Here is a 17,939-nt window from a genome sequence, read left to right on the forward strand (position 1 = left end):
AACGAACGGGGGCGGCCCGGGGGACGGGTCGGGGGGCGAAGGACATGAGCAAAGCGATACGCGACGGGGACCAGGACCAGTGGGCGGTCCCCGGCTACACACGGATCAAGGAGCTGGGTTCCGGGGCCAGCGGCCGGGTGGTCCTGGCCACGCACGACACGACCGGCACCCACGTGGCGATCAAGTACCTGGCCGAGAAGCTCCGCGACGATCCCGCCTTCCGCGAGGTCTTCCGCGCCGAGGCCCGGCTGCTGGGCGAGCTCCGCTCCCCCCATGTCGTGGAGCTGTACGAGTACGTCGAGAGCCCGCGCGGCGCCGCCATCGTCATGGAGCTCGTGGACGGCGTACCGCTGCGCAAGCTGCTGCGTGAGCACGGCGCCACGACCCCCGAGGCCGCGCTCGTCGTCCTCAAGGGTTCACTGCTCGGCCTCGCGGCCGCCCATGCGGCGGGGGTCGTGCACCGCGACTACAAGCCGGACAACGTCCTGGTCGACGGCGACGGTTCCTCCAAGCTCGTGGACTTCGGCATCGCCGTGCCGAGCGGGGTGGCGGCCAACGCCTCCGGCACCCCGATCTACATGGCGCCCGAGCAGTGGACCGGCGGTGCGGCCGGACCGGCGACGGACGTGTATGCGGCGACGGCGACCTTCTTCGAGTGCCTGACCGGTATGAAGCCCTACGCGGGCGAGACGCTGGCCGAGCTGGCGATCCAGCACATCGAGGCGCCGATCCCGGACGAACTGGCCCCAGAGCCGGTGCGCCCGCTGATCCGCAGGGGCCTGGCCAAGACGCCCGAGGAGCGCCCGGCGAGCGCGGCGGCGTTCGTCGAGGAGCTGGAAGCCGTCGCGACGGCCGCGTACGGCGAGGACTGGGAGGAGCGCGGCCGACGCGAACTCGCCGCGCTCGCCGCCCTGTTGCTCCTCCTCTTCCCGCTGGCCGACGGTACGGCCTCGGGTACGACGGCCCTGGCCACGACCACCCTCGGGCCGGGCACCCGGCGGCTGCCCGGCCGGAGGGGGAAGCTGCTGGCCGGACTGGCGGCGGGGGTCGTGCTGGTGGTCGGCGGGGTCGCGGTGACGGCGGTCGCCACGGGCGCGGTCGGCGGAGACCGCAGGACGAACGCCTCAGGGTCCGGTCCCGGGTCGGACGGATCCGCCGACGGAACCGGTCCGAGCGGGTCGGCCGACTCCCCCGACGGGACCCCTTCGGCATCGGACGTTTCCTCGTCGCCCTCGGGAACCGGGTCGCCCTCCGCATCGGCGTCCGGGAACGACGGCGCCTCGCCCTCGGGGGACGGACCGTCCGGCGGGTCCGCTTCCGGCGGGACGGGCGGCACGGGCGGCGGATCGTCCGGCGCAGGGGGTACGACCACGACGGGCGGCGGTACGAGCACCACGGGCGGCGGCACGGGAACCACCGGCGGCAGCACCTCCGGTGGCGGCACGACGACGAGCGGCGGCGGTACGACGACGAGCGGCGGCACCACGTCTCCACCCGCGCCCACCCTCGACGTGAAGTCCGTGCAGATCAACGCGGTAGGCCCGATGTCGGCCGCCTGCACCATCGTGGCCTCCGTCAGCGTCACGACCGACGGCGCCGCCGACGGCACGCTCTACCTCAGCTGGTTCGTCAGCGACTCGGCCGGCGCGGTCGGGACCGTCGTGGCCACCGACTCGGTTGCGCTGCCCAAGGGGAAGACGCAGATCTCGAACCGCTACACCCACTCCTTCGCCATCCCGACGCGCTACGACTACCTCGGTGTCAAGGTCACCACCGACCCGGCCGCCGACTCGGGCAACGGCTCCTTCCAGTCCACCGCCGCACCCGTCGATTGCGACCCGCCCCGATGAGCACACCTTCCGAGGACCCCCGGCTGCGGTTCGCCCGTACCGATCCGGCGGCCCGCCCCGACGACCCCGATCTCGCCGCCACCCTCCCCCCGGCGGACCCGGCCGCGACCCTTCACTTCCCGTCTTCGGAAGCTGCCGAGGGGGAGACCCGTTTCGGACCCGGGGTGCCGGGTGCGACGGGCACGGCCGATGACCGCGCGACGGGCATCTGGCGGGGCACGATCACCCCGGATGGGCCGTCCGAGGTGAGCGCCCGGCGCCGTCGGCCGTGGTGGCGGCGCGAACTGCGCTCCCTGCTGGTGCTGGTCGCCGTCGTCGTGGCCGTGCTGTTGGGCCTTCGCTCCTGCTCGGCCTCCGATCCCCTGCACGTGCTGGACGCCACGGTCACCGCGCCCGAGGTCGGCCGCTGTGCGAAGACGGTCCTCGTCACCGGCGTCCTGAAGACCGACGGCCACCCCGGCACCGTCGACTACCGCTGGAAGCGCAGCGACGGCACGGCCTCCGAAGTCCTCCACCAGAAGGTCGGCAGGAGCGTCGAGCGCTCCGAGGTCGTCCTGCGCTGGAGCTTCGACGGCCGCGGCACGATGAAGGCCACCGCCACCCTCGAAGTGCTCTCGCCGAACCGGCTGACGGCCTCGGCCAGTTTCACGTACGACTGCTCCTGACCACCGGTTTCACGTACGCCGTTCCCCGTCCACGGCGGACATGGCGGCCACAAGCCCCGCCGCCCCGCACTCCCGCGCGATGGACCGCCCCCGGCTCAGCAAGGCGTCGGCCTCCTCCTGCGTCGCGTGCCCGGCGAGCGCGTAGAGCGCACGGGCGTACTCCAGGCGCGCCGGACCGGGCGCCAACAGGGCGACCGCCTCGCGCAGTTCGGGCTCGCCCTCGGGCCCGCGCAGCTCTCCGGCGATCCGGAGCACCCGCCCCAGCGTGCTGGGCGCTCCCCAGCCCTGGGCGACCTTCAGCTGCTCCTCGGCCAGGGTCAGCGCCTCGGTCCGCCGCCCGGCGCCCGCGAGTGCCTGCACCCGCAGCAGCGACCACGGCCACCACGCCGGGTTGGCCACGGCGGGCTGGAGGTGCCGTACGTCGTCGAGGGCTGCGAGCGCCTCCTCGTACCGTCCCTCCGCGTTCAGCACCCGGGCCTCGCTCTCCCCGAGCAGTCGCCGGCCCTCCGCGCCCCGGATCCAGCCGCGCATCCGCTCCAGGCAGGCGCGGGCCCCTGCGGTGTCGCCCAGGTCCAGCAGGACGGCGGTCAGGAAGGTGCGGCCCTGTGGGGCGCCCGGTGCGAGACCCCAGATCTCCGACTGCCCGACCGCGGTCTCCAGTGAGCGCCGTGCCGCGTCCAGGGCCCCGTGGTTCCACTGGGTGAAGCCGCGCCACAGATGCGTGGCGAGGACGGAGAAGAGCGAGCCGCGTTCCACGGCGCGGGCCACCGCGGCGTCCCAGAGCTCGCCCACCTCCTCGTCGGCGAGGTGCAGCACGATGCCGGCGGTGTACCAGAGCATCTCCTCCCCGGCGGCCTGGAGTACCCCGTCGGCGACGGCGAAGCGGGCCAGCTCGACGGCCCGGGTCCGGTCGCTGCCGTCCGACGCCGCCTCCCGGGCGAGGTTGGCGGCGAGCATCCGGGCGCCGGGGCCTTCGCCCTCGACGACCGGGTCCTCGACGGTCCGCCACAGCTTCGGGTCCAGGCCGTGCATGAACCCGCTGATGCGCTCCAGCGCCAGCAGCCCCTGCCGTTCGTCGCTCAGCTCGGCGGGCAGTTCCGCCGCCGCCCGGCGGGCGAACTCGGTCGCCTGGCCGTGGCCGCCGGCGAAGACCAGGATCCGGGCGAGCAGCAGGGCGGCCGCGGCCCTGCGGCCCGGGTCGGCGAGCGTGTCGTACGCCTGGCGCAGGTGTTCCACGGCGGCCGGACCGTTGCCGAGCGTCTCGGCACGGCCGAGGCCGAGCAGTACCTCGGGGCGGAGTTCGGGAGCGGGCGGTTCGTCGAGCGCGCGGGTGAGGTACGTGGCGGCGGCGTCGGGGGCGCCCCGGCCCGCGGCCTCCCGCGCCGCCGCGCAGAGGATGTCCACGACTCCCGCATCGCCCCGGTGCGGGGCCAGCAGCAGCTGAGCCGCCGTCCGCTCGGGCGGCGCGTCGGCGGCCGACAGCGCAGCGGCCGCCCGCTCGTGGCACAACTGCCGTTCCCCGGGAGGCAGTTCGCGGTAGATGGCCTCCCCGACGAGGGGGTGCACAAAGGCGTATGGGTGGCCCTCGCACAGGATCTCGGCCTGTACGAGCGGCACGATCGCCTGTGCCGCCTCCGCCTCCGGCCGCTCCATGAGCGCCGCCACCTCGGCGAGCGTAGCCGCCCCGTCCCCCAGCACGGCCACCGCCCGCGCCGCGGCACGCGCCCCCTCGGGCAGCCGCGCGATACGGCCCAGGACCAGCCCGGACACCGCCCGCGCCCCGGTTTCCGCGACCTCCCCGCTGTGCGCGGCATCGGGCCGTGTCCCGCGCGAGTGCAGCGCCCGCAACAACTGCCGTAGCAGCAGCGGGTTCCCGGCCGTGGCGCGATGGCAGGCCGCGGTGAACTCCTCGTCCGGTTCCTCGCCGAGCGTCTGCCTTACGAGACCGGCGACCCCGGCCGCCGTCAGCGGCGTGGGCCTGATCCGCAGCACCGAGGGGTCCGTCGTCAACGTCCCGGGCAACTCCTCGCCCTGCTGGGGCTCCCCCGTCCGCAGCGTGGCGGCGATGAGCACCGGCAGCCCTTCCAGCCGGCCTGCCAGATACGCCAGGAACCGCACCGAGCCGCTGTCGCACCACTGCAGGTCGTCCACGGCCAGCACCAGCGGCCCCGCCGCTCGCACCAGCTTCCGCGTCAGCTCGTACAGCCCGTTCAGCACCGCGAAACTCTGCGGCTGCGGCCCGCGCACCGCTCCGAAGACCGCCCCCGCAGCGACGGCGGCCCCGTCGAGGAGCGACTCGTCTCCGTCGCCCACCACCCGCTCGAACAACTGGCGTACGGCCCCGTAGCCGTAGTCCTTCTCCCGCTGGCTGCCCCTCGCGGTCAGGGTCAGTACCCCTTGCCCGGCCGCCGCCTCGGACGTCTCGCTGAGCAGGCGGCTCTTGCCGATGCCGGCCGGACCCTCGATGAGCACCACGTGGGGTCTGCCGTCCAGAGCCGAGCGCAGGCTGTCGTGCAGTTCGGCGATCTGGAGGGCCCGGTCGACGAGCACGTCGGTCCGCGGGGCGGGGGAGGGCAGCGATCCCGCCGGGCCTGCTACGGATACGGCTGACGCGGCGGCGGTGTCCGGCACCCGGCGGGCAGAAGCGTCCAGGTCGGGCGACTGCGCCAGGATCCCCGCCTCCAGGTCGCGCAGGGCGGCCCCCGGGGTGGTACCGGGTCCGGCGGGCAGCAGCCGTCTCGCGCGGCGGAGCGCGTCGAGGGCGTCGGCCTGGCGGTGCGCGCGGTAGAGGGCGAGGGCGAGAAGACGCCAGCGTTCCTCACGGAGGGGGTCCTGGGAGACCAGGGCTTCGAGTTCCGGCACGAGGACGGCGTCCTCGCCCCGGGCGAGGCGGGCGGCGAGCAGCCGTTCGCGGGCCAGCTCGCGCAGTTCGGCGAGGCGGGCGGACTCCAGACCTGCCCAGGGCTCGTCGGCGTACTCCACGTAGGCCGGGCCGCGCCACAGCGCGAGCCCGGACTCCAGGACGGACACGGCCTCCGACGGCCTGCCCTCGTCGCTGTGCACGGCCGCGGACCGCAGCGCCTCCTCGAACCGCCAGGCGTCCACCGCGTCGTCCGGCAGCCGCAGCGCGTACCCCGCCTGCTCGCTGACGATGACGCCCCCGCGCGCCCTCGCCTCCTGCTCCGGCTCCAGACAGCGCCGCAGATGGGAGACATGGGCCTGCAGCGAGGCGGCGGCGCGCACCGGCGGCCGGCCACCCCATACCCCTTCGACCAGCCGGTCCCGGGTGACCACCGAGCCCCGGGCGACGATCAGCAGGGCGAGGACGGCACGCTGCCGTCGCCCGCCCAGCTCCAGCGGGCGGTCCCGGAACGAGGCCCCGACCGCACCGAGCACCGTCATGCGCAGTTCGTGCATCGACACACAGCGCATCAAACCAGAACATCGATTCGACCGTGCCACACGTGCTGCACGGACTGCGTGCGGCACGACCGAGCCAGGCCCGATTGAAACCGTTCAATCCCCTCGCGCACGCCCCGCACACCGGCAGCATTCGGAGCGATCACGAACCGGCCGTGTCACGAAAACAATTGCACGACGATTGACCCCGGCCCCACTCGGCTCTACGTTACCCACGCCCCCCATGAATGAATCGATTCATTCCATCCGTACGAGTGAGGAGTCGTAGTGATCAGCAGGAGGAGCATTCTCGCGGGCGCAGTCGCCACGGTCGTGGCGGCAACCGTCGACGGCATACCGGCGGTGGCCGCACCGGCATCCAGACCGTTGCGCGTCACCGCGCCGACCGTGGAGTACGTCCGCCACCCCCTGGGGCTCGATACGCAACGCCCCCGGCTGAGCTGGCCGTTGGCCTCCGACAAGGCGGGCATGCGCCAGAGCGCCTATCAGGTCCGTGTCGCCACCAGCGCGTCGGGACTGTCCCGTCCGGACGTCTGGGACAGCGGGAAGGTCATGTCCGGCGAGTCCGTCCTCGTGCCCTACGCCGGTCCTGCACTCAAGCCCCGGACGCGCTACCACTGGTCCGTACGCCTGTGGGACGCCGAGGGGCAGGTCTCCGACTGGAGCACACCCTCGTGGTGGGAGACCGGGCTGATGGATGCCGGGCAGTGGACCGCCGACTGGATCTCCGCACCGGCGAGCCTCACGGACGCGCCGTCCTTCGAAGGCGGCTCCTGGATCTGGTTCCCCGAGGGCGATCCGACGAGCAGCGTTCCGGCGGCCACCCGTTGGTTCCGCCGCACCGCCCAACTGCCCGACGGGATCACGGCGGCGACGCTCGCCATCACCGCGGACAACGTGTACGCCGTCTCCGTGAACGGAGTCGAGGTGGCCCACACCGACCTCGACACGGACAACGAGGACTGGCGCCGCCCGGCCGTGATCGACGTACTGGACCGTGTGCGCAGCGGTGACAACGTTATCGCCGTCTCCGCCACCAACGCGACCGTGGGCCCGGCGGGGCTCGTCGCCGTCCTTGTCGTCCGTACCGCGTCCGGTGAGCAGAAGGTGTTCACGGACGCCTCCTGGAAGACCACGGATCAGGAACCCGCCGATGGATGGCGGCAGTTGGGCTTCGACGACGGGAGCTGGCCGGCGGCCCGGGTGGCGGCGGCCTGGGGCGGCGGACCGTGGGGGCGGGTCGTCCCGGTGTCGTACGCCGTCACACAGGTCCGACGCGAATTCCGGCTCCCGCGCCGGAAGATCTCACGCGCGCGCCTCTACTCCACGGCACTCGGCCTGTACGAGGCCCATCTGAACGGCAGCCGCGTCGGCACCGATCAGCTCGCTCCCGGCTGGACGGACTACCGCACGCGCGTCCAGTACCAGACGTACGACGTCACCGAGCTGCTGCGGCCCGGTACCAACGCCATCGGAGCGTACCTGGCACCCGGCTGGTACGCGGGCAACGTCGGCATGTTCGGACCCGGCCAGTACGGCCAAGTCCCGGCGCTCCTAGCGCAGTTGGAGGTCGAGTACGCGGACGGGACGAGCGAGCGCATCGCCTCGGGCACCGACTGGCGGGCCGCCGCCGGGCCGATCGTCGCCGCCGACCTGCTGAACGGCGAGACGTACGACGCGCGCAAGGAGACCCCCGGCTGGACCTCGACCGGCTTCGACGACACGGGCTGGCTCGGCGTACGCGGTGCCGGTGACGTCGCTCCCGGTCTGATCGTCGCGCAGGTGGACGGCCCGGTGCGCGTGGAGCGGGAGCTGACGCCGAAGGCCGTGACGCAGCCCAAGCCCGGCGTCTTCGTGTTCGACCTGGGGCAGAACATGGTCGGCTCGGTACGGCTGCGGGTGTCGGGCGACGCGGGCACGACCGTCCGGCTCAGACATGCCGAGGTGCTCGACCCCGACGGCACCGTTTACACCGCGAACCTGCGGAGCGCGGCGGCGACCGACACGTACACCCTCAAGGGGCAGGGGAAGGAGGAGATCTACGAGCCCCGCTTCACCTTCCACGGGTTCCGGTACGTCGAGGTGACGGGCTTCCCCGGCACGCCCTCCGCGCAGGCGGTCACCGGGCGCGTCATGCACACGTCCGCCCCCTTCACTCTCGACTTCGAGACCGACGTACCGATGCTCAACCAGCTGCACCACAACATCACTTGGGGCCAGCGCGGCAACTTCCTCTCCGTACCGACCGACACGCCCGCGCGCGACGAGCGGCTGGGCTGGACGGGAGACATCAACGTCTTCGCGCCCACGGCCGCTTACACGATGGAGTCGGCCCGGTTTCTCGGCAAATGGCTTGTCGACCTGCGGGACTCCCGGACCGCGGAGGGCGCGTTCACGGACGTGGCTCCGGTCGTCGGCACGCTCGGGAGCGGCACGGCAGGCTGGGGCGACGCGGGGGTCACGGTCCCGTGGGCCCTCTACCAGGCATACGGCGACCGCCAGGTCCTGCAGGACGCCTGGCCCTCCGTACAAAACTGGCTGACGTACCTGGAGAAGAACAGCGACCAACTGCTGCGCCCGGCGCAGGGATACGGCGACTGGCTGAACGTCGACGACGAGACACCCAAGGACGTCATCGCCACGGCGTACTTCGCGCACGGCGCCGATCTCGCGGCGCGGATGGCCGGCGAACTCGGCGCGGACGTCGCCCCGTACCGCGATCTCTTCCAACGGATACGGGCGGCCTTCCAGAAGGCCTACGTCACCTCGGACGGCCGGGTGAAGGGCGACACGCAGACGGCGTACGTCCTCGCCCTGTCGATGGACCTGCTGCCGGACGCACTGCGGAAGGCCGCGGCCGACCGGCTCGTCGCTCTGATCGAAGCCAGGGACTGGCACCTGTCCACGGGCTTCCTCGGCACGCCTCGACTGCTCCCCGTCCTGACGGACACGGGGCACACCGACGTCGCCTACCGCCTCCTGCAACAGCGCTCCTTCCCCAGCTGGGGCTACCAGATCGACCGGGGCTCCACGACGATGTGGGAACGCTGGGACTCGATCCGGCCCGACGGCAGCTTCCAGGACGCGGGCATGAACTCCTTCAACCACTACGCCTACGGCTCGGTGGGGGAATGGATGTACGCGAACATCGCCGGCATCGCGGCGGGCCGGCCCGGCTACCGCGAGATCGTCATCCGCCCGCGGCCCGGTGGAGACGTCAACTCAGCTCGTGCCACGTTCACTTCGGTCTACGGCCCCGTCTCCACCCGTTGGCGGCAGCAGGCCGGCCGCTTCAGCCTGACCTGCACGGTGCCGCCCAACACGACCGCCGAGGTGTGGATCCCCGCGTCCACGCCGAAGTCGGTGACTCACACGCACGGGACGTTCCTCCGCCTGGAGGACGGCTGCGCGGTCTATCAAGTCGGCTCCGGAACGCACCAGTTCACTGCTTGACGACTGCGGGTCAGTGGGCCGCCGCGGGCGGGGTCTTCTTGCGGGCCCGGTACGCGGCTGCCTTGATCTTGTTGCCGCAGGACTCCATCCCGCACCACTGCCGGCGCATGCCGCGCGAGCGGTCGATGTAGGTGCGGGTGCACTCCGGGTTGCCGCACTCCTTGAGCAGCGGCACGTCCGGCCCGCTCAGGAGCTCGACGGCGTGGCGTGCGACGAGGGAGAGGGCTTCTTCCGGCGCGGCCTGCGTCCACCGCCCCGACGGGGTCAGCTGCGGCACCGCCGGCGGTTTGCGCGCCGCGTTGTTGACCACGGTCAGCGCCGCCCCGTCGTACTCCTCCCCGAGGCGGCGGGCGGTGACCAGCCGGTAGACGGCCTCTCGCACGGTCTTCGCCTGCTCGACGTCGGCCTCCTGACCGGGCGAGACCGCGTCCACGACACCGGACTCCACGTACCATGCGCTGAGCCTGTCGGGCGTCACGAACATCTCGAAGCGTGCCGTACGGCGTGCTCGGAGCGTGGCGGCGAAGTCGAGCGCCGGGTTTCCGCAGACGAAGACATGGTCGAGGTTCACATCACCATTCTGGCAGGTGACTCCTGCGCCGGGCAAGGCGTGTCACCCCGGGCCCTCCGACTCACAGGCCCAGGTCGGCGGCGAGGCAGGAGAAGGACGTCCACGATCGCTCGGGGTCGTAGGCATACCGCGCCGGGTCGCTCGGCGCCGCCACCTTTTCCTCGACCAGGTCCTCGTAGCGGACACGCTCGGGCAACTTGCCGAACCGCGCTCGGCGGGCCGCCGCAGCGCTGTCCTTGGCACTCTGGTTTTCCATGGTCGTACTCCGTTCGGTCTCTGGAGGGGCGGGAAAGTCACCTGTCGGGAAGGTGACCGATGGCCGGGATCAGAAACGGTCCACGTCGATGACGGCCTGGGCGAAGGCGGTGGGCGCCTCCTGGGGCACGTTGTGGCCGATCCCCGTGAGGGTCCGGTGCTCGTACTTGCCCGTGAACCTGTCCCGGTACGAGGTGCCGTTGCCCGGAGCGGTGAAGGGATCCCGCTCGGGGTCGAGGGTGATGGTGGGCACCTCGATGAACGGCCGTTCGGCGAGCCGCTGCTCGAGTCCGTCGTAGCGGCGTTCCCCGTCGGCGAGGCTGAGCCGCCAGCGGTAGTTGTGGATGACGACGGCCGCGTAGTCGGGGTTGTCGAAGGCCGCCGCGGTGCGCTCGAACGTGGCGTCGTCGAAGTCCCACGTCGGGGAGACGGTGTCCCAGACGAGCCTGGTCAGGTCGTGGCGCAGATCCTTGCGCTCCATGGCGAGGCGGCCCCGCTCGGTGGCGAAGTAGTACTGGTACCACCAGGTGTGCTCGGCCTGCGGCGCGATCGGCTCGAGGTTGGCCTTCCGGTTGGTGATGAGGTATCCGCTCACCGAGACCAGAGCCCTGCAGCGCTCGGGCCAGAGCGCGGCGATGATGTCCGCGGTGCGTGAGCCCCAGTCGAAGCCGGCCAGCACGGCCCTCTCGATCTTCAGGGCGTCCATCAGGGCGATGATGTCGAGGGCGATGGCCGACTGCTGGGCATTGCGGAACGTCCGGTCGGAGAGGAAGCGCGTCGTGCCGTGGCCGCGCAGATACGGGACGATCACCCGGTAGCCCTCCTCGGCCAGCAGCGGGGCGACGTCGACATAGCTGTGGATGTCGTACGGCCAGCCGTGCAGACAGATGACCGCGGGGCCACGGGCGGGGCCCAGCTCGGCGTAGCCGACGTCCAGCAGACCGGCCCTGACCTGCTTCAGCTGCGGAAAGTCGGTGCGCGCTGCACTCCGGGTGGCGGCGTGGGCGGTCTGCCCACCCGGCAGACCGGTCATCGAAACAGCGGCCGCGCCCGCGCCCAGCCCCAGCACCTTGCCGAAACCACGCCTGTCGATCATGTGGATCCCTCCGTGCGGTCAGGTTTGCCGGCCTGTGCGATGACTGACTGTGGCACGAAGGTCGTCACCGGTCAAGCCGGTGACAATCCTGGGACATGCGTAAGCTGACAAGATTGCGTCACCATCCAGGATGGTGACGCAAGACGAAATGAAGGGACAGCCCGTCGTCACGCCCCCAGCACCGACCGGCCCGTGCCGGTGTCGATGAGGATCTGTCCGGCCTGTGTGACGTTGTCGGCGCGTACGGCTTCGGCCATCGCGGCGCGTGCCGCGTCGGGTGCAGCGTGCGGTGGGACCACGAGGAGGGAGAAGTGGTCCTGGTCGCCCCGGGTGACGAGGACGGTGTCGTCGCCGACAGCGAAGGAGTCGATGCGGACGACGCGGTCGCCGATGGTCATCCTTGTCGGCAGCTCTTCCCAGGCCCCGGCGTCCAGGCCGACGCGCGTGATCGGCCCGAGGTGCTCGGTGAGCGCGGTGATCAGCGCGGGCAGTTCGGCTGCGATGTTCCGGGAACGCGGCCACCACGCCCCGTCGAGAACACCCTGACGATCGTGCGTCGTCTCCAGCCGTACGACGGCTGTTCCGGGCTTGATGGCACGGTGGACCGCGTCCGGCAGGAGTCGGGGTGCACGCGGGGAGCCGGAGTCGGACATCGCACTCGCCTGCCTGCCCTGCGAGAGATGGGGGTGACTTCCTCGTCCCACCGTACTCCGCGGCTCACAGCGGCCGGGAAGTCCGCTGGTCACACCGGGACCACGGATCACACGGGCGTAGGGTGAAGGAAGCGGCGGACAGCTGATCCGTGCCCGAGGGGAACGACGAGGTCGCCATGCAGCCCAAGGAAACACCCTCGGACGGACACGCCGACGTACGCATCGTCGCCGCATCCCCCGAAGTCGCCCGTCGCGTCGCGGAGGTTCTCCGCCGTTGCTTCGCGGCCACCGAGCAGCGCAGCTTTCCCGCGGGCGCCGGCGGAGGAACGCGGCTCGAGCTCACCGTGGACACGACTCGGGCGGCGGAACCGGCGCGGTCCTGGCTGGAGACCAGTCGCTCCCCCGAGGAGGACCGCCTGCGGAAGTGAGGCGATGGGCGGGAGTCCGCTCTCACGGCGGCGGGGATGCGACGGGTCAGACCTGACCGCCCGCGGCGGCCGCCATGAGCGGTACCGCAGCTTGCTCGGTCGTATCCGGGGGCACGACCAGCAGGTCCCAGCGCCCCCGGCCGGGGGCGAGCAGGACGACGGTGTGCGGGGCGGACGCCGTCAGGGTCCTGCGCAGTCGTACGACCTGGTTGGAGACGAGCATCCGGCCGGGCACCGCGGACCACATCGCACCGTTGACGGTGACGCTGGTGATGTGGCCCCATGCGCGCGGCAACCCGGCGAGCAGTCGCGGAAGTTCGGCGAGCAGATCGTACGAACGCGGCCACCACGCGCCGTCGATGGCCCGGGGCAGAGCCCCGTGGGGTGCCAGGCGCAGGCGCAGCACGGGCTGGGAGGGGAGCGGGGGCTGCAGCGCGGTGGTCATGATGGCTCCTGCCAACTACCTTGCACGAATGGATGGTTGACGTCAGGCGCGACGGTCCGCGACCCGCTCCGGCGTGGCGGGCGTGCTGGGGCCGGTTGGCATGGAGGGGGCTCCTTGACCTGGGTGAAGGCCGCTGGGACGAGGTGCGGCCGGGGTCACGGGCTGCCCCTGAAGAATGGGTGGCGTGCTGAAGCGAACCTGTCAGGTGGGCACGACGCACCCTCGTGGTCCCCACCGTACTCCCGCGCGGACGGAAGCGTCGGGTGTCCCTGACCGGAGCCTCGGACAGGGTGCGCCCAGGTCGGCACCGCGTTGACACCGAACGCCGCCGGACGTTGACTGGCAGCACGGCGCGGGGCAGGCCGTGAAGGGCAGGGCCGACCGGGTTTGAGGAAGCCTGCAGCAGGCCGTCGAGAAGGCCGAAGGCGCCTTCGGGCGGTGACCCCTCATCGCAACGAAACGGTGCATACGACGATGTACGACCAGACACGCGCCCGGCAAGGCGCGGACCAGCCCCCGGTCCCCTCCGGGCGCCACACCCCGGGCCCGGAACCACTGCTCCCGTCAGCCGAACGGGACAAGATCGTCCGGCACCTCGGACACGCCGTCAACGTCTTCGCGGACGCCCCGGGCCAGGCCCTGGAGGAGGCCGAGAGCGCCTTCGACGAAGCCACCGACGCGCTGGTGAACGCCCTCAAGGAGCGGCGACGCGTCCTGCGCGCAAGCTGGCAGGACCAGGACCCCGAGACGCAGTCCACCGAACTCCGGTTCGCGCTGCGGGAGTACCGGGAGATCACCGGGCGGCTGCTCCGCGCATAAACGGTCACGGGTCCGACGGCGGAGGCGCCTTCCGACGGCCGCCGCCGGTCGTCCGATCCCCGGCGACGGCCGCCCGAGGCTCCCGGGCGGCCGATTCCCCCCGGCCTCGGCGCGCGTTCGGGAGCCGTGTGCCCCACATCGGACCGTGCGACGGCAAGCGGGAGATCACCGAGCCGGTCTCGCGACGAGGGGAAGCAGGACTGGGCAGGCACAGGAGCCGGCCACGACGGGCAACGAGAGCCGGCTGCTCTGCAGGGACTGCGAATCGGTCCTTGCCCGGGGGCTCGGGGCACAGGCAGCCGACGGGCTGCCGAACGGTGTGCGTTCCGACTGCAAACCTGTGCACGGCGGAATACCGCAAGCCTAGGCGGACTCTCCCCGGGTGAGAAGCCGTGAGGACCCTTGAGAATCCTGCGGACCGCACACCTGTCGACGCACCGGGCCGGAGTAGCGTGGAGCGAACCGGGAGTTGCCCGTACGCCGGCTCCGCGTCGGCGTCGTTCTCGGCGCACCACGACACCGGTCCGTCGCACGGCGGCCCGGAGACAGGGATCGCGACATGAACGCGCCCACCGGTCAACGCGCCTCGCCCGACCGGAAGCAACCCTCCTCACTTCGCCCCGCCCGGCTCACCCTGCGCCCGCCGAGCTTCCCGCCCGGCCCCGTGAGCGGCGCCTGGTGGCCCCGCTCCGACGACCTGCCGGCCGAACTGCCCGCTCTCATCGAGGCGTTCGACGCGTCGTGGGGACGTGTGACGCGCCTGGCCGCACACCGCAGCGCCTGGCCCCAGGCGCCGTGCGACCTGCCCGTCGCCGGCCACACGGTGCGCGCCGCGTGGTACACGTCCGGGTTCGACCCGCACGCCATCCGGCTCTTCGCGTACGGCGTCGGGCGCCGGGACCTGCTGGTCGTCCCGCCCGGGATCGAGGAGGCCACGGCAGAGCGCCTGATGACGGCCGCGGCCGATCCCGCGCTCCATCTCACCGCGACCGCGCTCCTGGCCGACGCGAGCGAAAGTCCCGGGGCGGGAGACATCTGACCGCCATGCCTCGGCACCGTGCCGCGCCGCCCCGCCAATGCCCGGCTCGCCGCATCCGGTTGGCGATCACCCGCACGGGGCATCAGGGATGGGCAGGCCCGGCCGGGCAGGACATGCCGCGGCCCGGCGAGCGGCCACGGCCAGGGCGGTCGGGTGGCCCAGGAGGGGAAGTGATCCGCCATGCGTACGCATCGGCGTACCCATCGGCGTTCCGTACGAGTCGAGTACCTGCTGTCCGACGAGGCCGAATCGGCGGGCAGGGCACGTAAGTTGACCTGGCAGTTCCTCGCCCGGCCCGACCGCCGGGCGGTGGGGCTGGACGCCGAGCACATCGGCGACGCGACACTCATCGTCTCCGAACTGGTCACCAACGCCACGCGGCACGGCGGCGCCTGCCGCCTGCGCCTGCACGTGTCCGACACACGGGTGACCGTCGAGGTCTACGACGGCAGCCCCGGCCGGCCCCGCGTGCGACCGCTGACGACCTGGGGCGAGAGCGGACGGGGCCTCGCCATGGTGCGGTGCCTGGCACAGCGCTTCGACATCGACCCGGTCAGCGGGGGCGGCAACAGGGTGCGCGCGGTCCTGGCCCTGTGACGGCCCGGGCATCATCCGCCGACGCGCCGTAGGGGGCAGAGGTCGTCGTCGCTGTACGACGGCCTGGCGGGGAACGCTTACGGCAGCGCGTGGCGCAGGACGCGGCCCCACATCGACGCGTACTGCCGACCCAGAGGTCCTGTGACGTACGGCTGTCCGTAGCGGGCGCAGATCTCCCGCACCCGGGGTGCGATCTCGGCGTAGCGGTTGCTGGGCAGGTCGGGGAAGACGTGGTGCTCGATCTGGTGGCTGAGGTTGCCGCTGAGGATGTGCAGCAGCCGACCGCCCTCGATGTTCGCCGAGCCCTGGATCTGCCGGAGATACCACTCACCCCGGGTCTCGCCCTCGATCTCGTCCTCCGTGAACGTCCGTACGTCACCGGGGAAATGGCCGCAGAAGATGACGGTGTGGGCCCAGATGTTGCGCAGGGCGTTCGCCGTGAGGTTGCCGAGGAGGCAGGGCACGGCGGAGGGGCCGGAGAGAAGAGGGAAAAGGAGATAGTCCTTGGCGAACTGGGCCGCCGTCTTGCGGGCCAGGCCGAAGAGGTCGCCGAGGAGGGCCCGCACGCTCTTGCGGCCGGCCGGCACCGCCTCCGCCTCCAGGTCGTACAGGGCGATGCCCCATTCGAAGACCGGCGCGAGCAGGGCGGCGTACAGCGGCTGGAACAGGTACACCGGGTGCCAGGGCTGGTCGGGGCTCATCCGCAGGATGGTGTAGCCGAGGTCGCGGTCGCGTCCGACGACGTTGGTGTACGTGTGGTGGAGGTGGTTGTGGGTGCGTTTCCAGGCGTCGGCGGGGGTGGCGAAGTCCCACTCCCAGGTGGTCGAGTGGATTGCCGGGTCGCCCATCCAGTCCCACTGGCCGTGCAGGATGTTGTGGCCCAGCTCCATGTTCTCCAGGGTCTTGGCGACCGTGAGCATCGCGGTGCCGGCCAGCCAGGCGGGCGGGAGGAGGGACACGGCGAGCGCGAGGCGGCCGCCGGTCTCCAGGGAGCGCTGCACGGCGAGGACCGTGTGGATGTAGCGGGCGTCGGTCGCGCCTCGTGCCGCGACGACCTCGGACCGGATGCGGTCGAGTTCGCGGCCCAGTTCGTCGCTCTGATCAGCTTGCCCGGTGGTCATGGCAGTTGCTGCGGTCATGGAGGGGCCTCCTCGGGAGGTCCTAGACGTCGAGGACGAGCGGACCCGCGGCTCCGTTGACGCAGGTCTGGATCAACTCGCCTGGTTCTCCGTGCAGTTCACCGGTGCGCAGATCGCGGATGCGGCCGTCGAGGAGCGGGACGAGGCAGCTGTGGCAGACACCCATGCGGCAGCCGTACGGCATCGGCACGCCCGCCTGCTCACCGGTCACCAGCAGCGGGCCTGACGCGGGCACGTCGGCCTCGACGCCGCTGCGGTCGAACCGCACCCGGCCGCCGGTGGCGCCGACGGCCTGCGGCAGCGGCGGGGTCAGCCGGAAGCGCTCCATGCGCAGCCGCCCGCGCAAGTCGGCGGCACGCCAGTGGTGTTCGGCCGCGTCCAGCAGTCCCGCCGGGCCGCACACCCACGCGTCCCGCCGCTGCCAGTCGGGGCAGAGCGCGGCGATGCGCTCCGGGGTTAGCCGGCCGGCCGTGCGTGTGTACGTCAGTCCGAGCCCGAGCCATGGCGACCGGGCTGCCAGATCGGTCAACTCGGCCCGGAAAAGGCACTGTTCGGGATCGGGTGCACTGTGCAGGAGTACGACGGCGTCCCGGCCGCCGACCGGTCGGCGGCGGTCGGCAAGGGTGCGCAGGATGCCCATGACGGGCGTGATCCCGCTGCCCGCCGTCACGAACAGCATCCGCTCCGGCAGCGGCTCGGGCAGCACGAACTCCCCCTGGGCCGGGCCGAGTCGCAGCACAGTGCCGGGCGGGGTGCGGTGCACGAGGTGCGGGGAGACACGGCCGCGGGGGTCCGCCTTCACGGTGATGGTGAGCGCGTGGTCGTCGGGCCGCGCGGTGATCGAGTACGTGCGCCAGTGCCGTACGCCGTCGATCTCCACCCCCACCGGCAGATACTGCCCGGCACGGTGCCCGGCCCAGCCGCGCCCCGGCCGGATCGTCAGCGTGGCCGCTGCGGGGCCCTCGGTGCGCACGGCGACGACCCGGCCCGCGGGGTGCCGGGCGGACAGCAGCGGGTCGAGCAGGGCGAGGTAGTCGTCGGGGGTGGAGGGGCTGGTCAACGGGCCGGCCAGCCAGGACGCGGCCGTCAGGATGCGGCCTCCGGTGCGGCCGGACCACCATCCGGTGAGCGGGTCCACGACGGGGGACGGCGGCTGGGACCTGGGCACAGGCATGCGGGTTCCCCTTCTCCTGGGCGTGGTCCTGGATTCGCTCTCCGGTGCGTGTCAGGGCTCGCTTCCCGGCGGGGTCTGCGGGATGCGCAGCGGCGGCCGTGGGATCCGTCGGTCGCGTACGCCCACGGCGTACCGGCGCTTCGGCCGGTTGCCCGGACCGAGCGAAGCACACCGGACGGCCGGCGGCAGGGCGGACGCGGACTTTCAGCCACAGGTCGCACCGCGCCCGTCGGCGGTGACGCGGCGCCCGCCCGACGCGGGTGCGGTGACCTGCACGGGCGGGCGGCACACAGAGGGGCCGCCGCGTGCCGGAACGGCCGGATCGCGGCGGGCGT

15 protein-coding genes are annotated in these 17,939 nt (G+C 72.3%); 7 read left to right on the top strand and 8 right to left on the bottom strand.

Translation table 11 applies throughout. The features are described 5' to 3' along the window. Window positions 1-44 precede the first annotated feature (44 nt). Both ACFY10_RS33785 and ACFY10_RS33790 read left to right on the top strand, forming a co-directional pair. Entirely contained in the window at window positions 45-1,850 is a 1,806-nt protein-coding gene (locus ACFY10_RS33785; protein WP_390669045.1) for a serine/threonine-protein kinase, read from the top strand. Beyond that, the gene (locus ACFY10_RS33790; RefSeq protein ID WP_390669046.1) at window positions 1,847-2,515 is read left to right on the top strand and encodes a hypothetical protein; all 669 of its coding nucleotides are present in this window, start codon (window positions 1,847-1,849) and stop codon (window positions 2,513-2,515) included. Before ACFY10_RS33785 ends, ACFY10_RS33790 begins: the two co-directional genes overlap by 4 nt. Window positions 2,516-2,524: 9 nt before the next feature. Here ACFY10_RS33790 and ACFY10_RS33795 read toward each other — a convergent pair whose 3' ends face one another. Continuing rightward, on the bottom strand, window positions 2,525-5,932 hold the full coding sequence (locus tag ACFY10_RS33795; RefSeq protein WP_390669264.1) for a BTAD domain-containing putative transcriptional regulator: 3,408 nt from the start codon (window positions 5,930-5,932) through the stop codon (window positions 2,525-2,527). A gap of 270 nt (window positions 5,933-6,202) precedes the next feature. Between ACFY10_RS33795 and ACFY10_RS33800 the strand changes: the two genes are divergently transcribed. Further along, a complete protein-coding gene (locus ACFY10_RS33800) occupies window positions 6,203-9,388 on the top strand; it encodes an alpha-L-rhamnosidase (protein WP_390669047.1) in 3,186 nt (1,061 codons plus the stop codon). A 10-nt stretch (window positions 9,389-9,398) separates the two neighbouring features. On the opposite strand, the gene ACFY10_RS33805 is transcribed toward ACFY10_RS33800, so the two are convergent. From ACFY10_RS33805 to ACFY10_RS33820, 4 genes are all read right to left on the bottom strand, one after another. Beyond that, on the bottom strand, window positions 9,399-9,959 hold the full coding sequence (locus ACFY10_RS33805) for a CGNR zinc finger domain-containing protein (RefSeq protein ID WP_390669048.1): 561 nt from the start codon (window positions 9,957-9,959) through the stop codon (window positions 9,399-9,401). A 61-nt stretch (window positions 9,960-10,020) separates the two neighbouring features. Then, window positions 10,021-10,215: a hypothetical protein gene (locus ACFY10_RS33810; protein ID WP_390669049.1), complete on the bottom strand. Its 195-nt coding sequence runs from the start codon at window positions 10,213-10,215 to the stop codon at window positions 10,021-10,023. Between the two features lie 69 nt (window positions 10,216-10,284). Then, a complete protein-coding gene (locus ACFY10_RS33815; protein ID WP_390669050.1) occupies window positions 10,285-11,310 on the bottom strand; it encodes an alpha/beta fold hydrolase in 1,026 nt (341 codons plus the stop codon). A gap of 167 nt (window positions 11,311-11,477) precedes the next feature. Beyond that, complete coding sequence (locus tag ACFY10_RS33820) at window positions 11,478-11,963, bottom strand: DUF5994 family protein (protein WP_390669051.1); 486 nt, start codon at window positions 11,961-11,963, stop codon at window positions 11,478-11,480. A 176-nt stretch (window positions 11,964-12,139) separates the two neighbouring features. Between ACFY10_RS33820 and ACFY10_RS33825 the strand changes: the two genes are divergently transcribed. Next, on the top strand, window positions 12,140-12,391 hold the full coding sequence (locus ACFY10_RS33825) for a hypothetical protein (RefSeq protein WP_390669265.1): 252 nt from the start codon (window positions 12,140-12,142) through the stop codon (window positions 12,389-12,391). A 46-nt stretch (window positions 12,392-12,437) separates the two neighbouring features. Here the strand turns inward: ACFY10_RS33825 and ACFY10_RS33830 are convergent, their stop codons facing one another. Continuing rightward, on the bottom strand, window positions 12,438-12,836 hold the full coding sequence (locus ACFY10_RS33830) for a DUF5994 family protein (protein WP_390669052.1): 399 nt from the start codon (window positions 12,834-12,836) through the stop codon (window positions 12,438-12,440). Between the two features lie 474 nt (window positions 12,837-13,310). On the opposite strand from ACFY10_RS33830, the gene ACFY10_RS33835 reads away from it, so the two are divergent. The 3 genes from ACFY10_RS33835 (at window position 13,311) to ACFY10_RS33845 (ending at window position 15,291) form a co-directional block, all read left to right on the top strand. Continuing rightward, window positions 13,311-13,655 carry a hypothetical protein gene (locus ACFY10_RS33835; protein ID WP_390669053.1) on the top strand — a complete coding sequence of 115 codons (345 nt, stop codon included), beginning with the start codon at window positions 13,311-13,313 and terminating at the stop codon, window positions 13,653-13,655. Between the two features lie 559 nt (window positions 13,656-14,214). Continuing rightward, window positions 14,215-14,694, top strand: a complete 480-nt coding sequence (locus tag ACFY10_RS33840; RefSeq protein WP_390669054.1) for a DUF5994 family protein — start codon at window positions 14,215-14,217, stop codon at window positions 14,692-14,694. A gap of 180 nt (window positions 14,695-14,874) precedes the next feature. Next, window positions 14,875-15,291, top strand: a complete 417-nt coding sequence (locus ACFY10_RS33845; RefSeq protein WP_390669055.1) for an ATP-binding protein — start codon at window positions 14,875-14,877, stop codon at window positions 15,289-15,291. A 77-nt stretch (window positions 15,292-15,368) separates the two neighbouring features. Here the strand turns inward: ACFY10_RS33845 and ACFY10_RS33850 are convergent, their stop codons facing one another. Together ACFY10_RS33850 and ACFY10_RS33855 are read right to left on the bottom strand one after the other, a co-directional pair. Then, window positions 15,369-16,430 (bottom strand): fatty acid desaturase family protein, encoded by a 1,062-nt coding sequence (locus ACFY10_RS33850; RefSeq protein WP_390669056.1) that lies wholly within the window; start codon window positions 16,428-16,430, stop codon window positions 15,369-15,371. A gap of 22 nt (window positions 16,431-16,452) precedes the next feature. Beyond that, window positions 16,453-17,604, bottom strand: a complete 1,152-nt coding sequence (locus ACFY10_RS33855; protein ID WP_390669057.1) for a ferredoxin reductase — start codon at window positions 17,602-17,604, stop codon at window positions 16,453-16,455. Window positions 17,605-17,939 lie beyond the last annotated feature (335 nt).

Source organism: Streptomyces sp. NPDC001401 (assembly GCF_042895385.1).
Taxonomy (GTDB): Bacteria; Actinomycetota; Actinomycetes; order Streptomycetales; family Streptomycetaceae; genus Streptomyces.